The organism is Nocardia aurea (assembly GCF_003123685.1).
In the GTDB taxonomy this organism is placed as follows: domain Bacteria; phylum Actinomycetota; class Actinomycetes; order Mycobacteriales; family Mycobacteriaceae; genus Nocardia; species Nocardia aurea.
In genome coordinates, this window is sequence record NZ_QCYJ01000147.1 from 1 (window position 1) to 630 (window position 630).

1 protein-coding gene and 1 pseudogene are annotated in these 630 nt (G+C 70.8%); both read right to left on the reverse strand.

Annotated elements, in window-relative coordinates; genetic code table 11:
• Positions 1–301 (reverse strand): annotated as a pseudogene (locus tag DAT37_RS37705) (hypothetical protein); the annotation flags it as partial.
• Positions 298–630: prolyl oligopeptidase family serine peptidase (locus DAT37_RS37710; RefSeq protein ID WP_157978886.1), on the reverse strand; the 333-nt coding region annotated here is incomplete at its 5' end. The pseudogene DAT37_RS37705 and the gene DAT37_RS37710, both read right to left, overlap by 4 nt.

A 630-nucleotide genomic window follows, 5' to 3' on the forward strand; every position in this document is an offset into this window, starting at 1 on the left:
GCCGGGCGGCGCTTCCGGGTCGGGACAGGCCGAGCCAGCTGCGGGCCATGGCGTGTTCGGCGGCGGTGTCGGGGCCGATCGGCCAGCCTTTGGCGACGTTGAAGCCGATGGGCCGCCAGACCCGTTCGTAGATCTGCGGCAGGAACGTCGATTCCATCGCCGACTGGAACAGGGACGGCGGGGGCTGCGGGGCAGGCCCGGTCAGGTCGAGGTAGCCCGAGGTGGTGTCGGGTTCGTCCGGGGGCTCTTCGAGCAGCCCGAGGAGGCGTTCCAGTCCGTCCCGCGCCGTCGTCTTGCTCACTCCCTTATTAGACCATCCGTCAACTCGTGGTCGTGGTCCGGGCCGGGGAGGTCGAGCCCGGTCTGCGCCGCCATGAAGGACAGCGTGTCGGCCATGAGGTCGACCGAGCGGCTCACCGAGCGGGCGGCGTGACCGACGTCCGACTCGTTGCGGAGCAGGATCGGGGCGTCCGAGGCGGTCGCGTGCTGGAGGGCGGCGCACATCTTGCGGGCGTGCAGCGGGTCCACGCGGGTGTCGCTGGCGAACGTGGTGAACAGCACGGCCGGGTAGGCGGTGCCGGCGTGGACGTGGTGGTACGGGGAGTAGCCGATGAGCCAGCCGAACTCTTC